Genomic DNA, 2,981 nt, shown 5'->3' with positions numbered 1-2,981 from the left:
GATGAGGGTGTGGATCTGGCCGGCGAGGTTAGCATTCGTGGCGATGCAGCAGTGGCAGCGGCGTATGCGCCGGTGTTTGTGCGCGATCTGCGCACCAACTATGCTGACCTGTTCCCGCAGCCTGAGATGCCCATAGGAGGTGAGATAGAGTGAGGTATGTATCCGGCCCATATACAACAGCAAGACTGAGCGAGGACATCCGTGCCATAGAGCTGGCTCTGACCAGCCGCTACCTCTCCGGAGGCGTAATCACTGACGCAGCTGAGCAACGCGATTGGGACCGGCGCATCCGTGACGCGTCGATGGGGCGCAATATGGTGTACTTTGACGATCAGGGACATCCATCTGTCATGGTGCGCGTTGATCCAATGCAACTGTCGCAACTCGATCCGGAATGGGTGAATGCGCCTCACCCCGCGTTTGTGGTTGATGGCAGCGTGCGGACACTCTATGTCGGCAAATACCAAGCGTTGCGCGTAGGGGCAAGCTCGGATTATCGTGTGGCTACTCTGCGTGGAGTAGACCCACAGGTATACATGTCGTTTGATACGGCGCTGAACCTGTGTAGGGCATCAGGGCTAAGCTTGCTGACTGATGCTGCATGGGCATTTTTGGCCCTGCGGTGCCTCCACCGAGGGTATCAGCCGCGGGGGAACAACTTTTATGGGCGCGACCACGGAGTCGCCGAGTATGGGGTGCCGAGTTACACGTATCAGAGCAGCGGCGAGGACTATATTGGACGTATATATACAGGGTCGGGTCCGGACTCGTGGAGCGATGACGGTACGCCGTATGGCATATTTGATCTCAACGGCAACATATGGGAGCGCACAGCGGGGCTAAGACTGGTGGACGGAGAGATCCAGATCATCCCGGGCGGCGATGCTGCTCTGGCAGCCACCGATATGAGCGAGACAAGCACCGCTTGGCGGGCCATATTGCCAACAGGTGAGCTCGTGGATCCGGGCACTGAAGACACACTCAAGTATGACGGCGAGACAGCCACGCCAAGTGGCATCCGCATCAATACCGAGGTGGTCAATGACACAGGTGATACGTATACGAGTAAGGAGTTTGAAACGTTAGTTGCTGCAGACGGGGTTGCGATTCCGCCCATCTTGCAGCACCTTGGTCTCGCGCCGGCAGGAACAGGCTTGGGTAGTGACCGTATGTACGTACGAAGTAATGGGGAGAGGTTTCCTTTGCGCGGTGGCACCTGGACGAGCGGCCCCAGCGCCGGCGTGTTCTGCCTGGACCTGATCTACGCCCGTGCCTCCTCCGGCAACAGCCTCGGCCTGCGCGCGTTACTGGTAATCTGAAAATTGAACTAACGAGTAATTCCTTATAGTCTCGAGGCTTGATGGCGGGACGGTGATGGGGTAGAATGGGGGTCGTCGGACTCAGATACAAAGCGCCGAGCAGTATTATCGGCGGGTGTTCCCATAACATGATCATATTGAGGGGCCTCGGCACTGCCGGGGCCTGTTGCATTTGCATTTGCATAGCACTTTGGGGTCAGCCTGCCTGGGCTGACCGGCTCGTTGAGGTGAGTCTGATGATGGACATCGAAATTACAACTAGGCCTGCCGAGAGTGCCATCACGGCTAGACCCACAGGCCACCGTGAGTGGGTGTTTCTGTCGCCAACGTTCCCTGTATACGCCATTATCCTCACTGGCGAAGCGACAGTGGTAACGACGCGTGAGGCGCAACTGGAGGTGGTCAAGCGATGACACAGACCCAGATACAAGGCAACACAATACGGTTACGGAGGGTGTTCACGGACTTTGACGGTGCGGCCTACGATCCGACCGATATCACTCTAAAACTCTACGACACCCAGAAGGGGCAGATCGGCGAAACCATAGCGGTGGGCGTGGAGCACCAAGTCTCGCCCGGCATATACGAGGTGGAGGTCGCACTGCCAGTGGGACACGACATCATCATCTACGAGTTCAGTGGCACCGATCTACGGGGGAACCCGGACGTGGTGAGGCGATCCCTACTGACGCCGTGGACGGGGTAGTTGACGTTTTTGAATGTATGAGAGGGACCGCGTCAGAGCGGCCCCTCGTGTGGCCTACCAGTTCTCGGGCTTGCTGCGAGCTTCAGGCATGCCAGGATTGTGCTCACACTGGAGCACTGTCTTGCACACTGCGCTGTAATACTGAGATACCTGTTCCTGGCTCAGCACGTCCGATACACTATTGGTCGCGGTGGCCTGCGCAAGGAGCTGCATCCACGCTATTGTGATGTCACTAGCGATTTCATAAGCGGTTTTTGACACTAGGGTCACCTCCTTTCTATGGCAACTATTGTCGAGTTGGGGCAAAAACCCTCCTTTTCCATTTCTATAGCAACTAGTGCCAGCCTACGGGCTGGCTCTTGTATTGGGGTGATTGGATGGCACGATACACTGTTGATATCCTCGACAACAACGGGCAACGGATCGGATTCATACCTGCTCCGGTGTCACCTGGATACCGGCGTCGCCAGAACCAGGCGACGTCGTTCTCGTTTGGGGCGCTATTGAACGACGATGTGGCGCCTCTGCTGACGTATGGCACACGGTGTATCCTGCGCCGTGAGGGAGTCGAGCGCGTCGCTGGGCCTGTCATCCGGCGCGACGTCTCGGGCCAGGTAATGCGGGTGGAGTGCATCACCAACGAGGCGCTCCTCCGAGATGTGGTCACCCCCGCCGACTGGAACTACTGGGCGGGCTGGAAGCTCAGCGACGCCGTGCGCGATCTGCTCATGGACTTCGAGATCCAGGCACGAAACACTCCGGAAGACTGGGCAGCCGCCATCGAGAAGGTGGACGTGGATCTCACCACGATGCCAGGCAAGGTAGTCCTGGCGAAGGGTTCAACTGGCCGATACAAGAGCCATGGATACATCACCCTGCAGTTCGATTTCGGCCAGATCTCCCGATACCAGATGCTCAGATGGTCGGAGGACGTGGGCGAGCAAGTTCGCATCAAG

4 protein-coding genes are annotated in these 2,981 nt (G+C 57.7%); 3 read left to right on the top strand and 1 reads right to left on the bottom strand.

Features of this window, described 5'->3' with window-relative positions:
* The first annotated feature begins 149 nt into the window (after positions 1-149).
* Together ACE4YL_RS02430 and ACE4YL_RS02425 are read left to right on the top strand one after the other, a co-directional pair.
* On the top strand, positions 150-1,319 hold the full coding sequence (locus tag ACE4YL_RS02430) for an SUMF1/EgtB/PvdO family nonheme iron enzyme (protein WP_461369127.1): 1,170 nt from the start codon (positions 150-152) through the stop codon (positions 1,317-1,319).
* Between the two features lie 409 nt (positions 1,320-1,728).
* Positions 1,729-2,025 carry a hypothetical protein gene (locus ACE4YL_RS02425; protein ID WP_461369126.1) on the top strand — a complete coding sequence of 99 codons (297 nt, stop codon included), beginning with the start codon at positions 1,729-1,731 and terminating at the stop codon, positions 2,023-2,025.
* Positions 2,026-2,079: 54 nt separating this feature from the next.
* Here the strand turns inward: ACE4YL_RS02425 and ACE4YL_RS02420 are convergent, their stop codons facing one another.
* On the bottom strand, positions 2,080-2,286 hold the full coding sequence (locus ACE4YL_RS02420; protein ID WP_461369125.1) for a hypothetical protein: 207 nt from the start codon (positions 2,284-2,286) through the stop codon (positions 2,080-2,082).
* A gap of 356 nt (positions 2,287-2,642) precedes the next feature.
* Between ACE4YL_RS02420 and ACE4YL_RS02415 the strand changes: the two genes are divergently transcribed.
* Positions 2,643-2,981: hypothetical protein (locus ACE4YL_RS02415; protein WP_461369124.1), on the top strand; the 339-nt coding region annotated here is incomplete at its 3' end.

This window comes from Candidatus Darwinibacter acetoxidans (assembly GCF_041936445.1).
Lineage (GTDB): Bacteria > Bacillota > Limnochordia > Darwinibacteriales > Darwinibacteriaceae > DTU010.
Note: the sequence above shows the minus strand (reverse complement) of the source record. Positions and strands in the feature narration are given on the sequence as shown.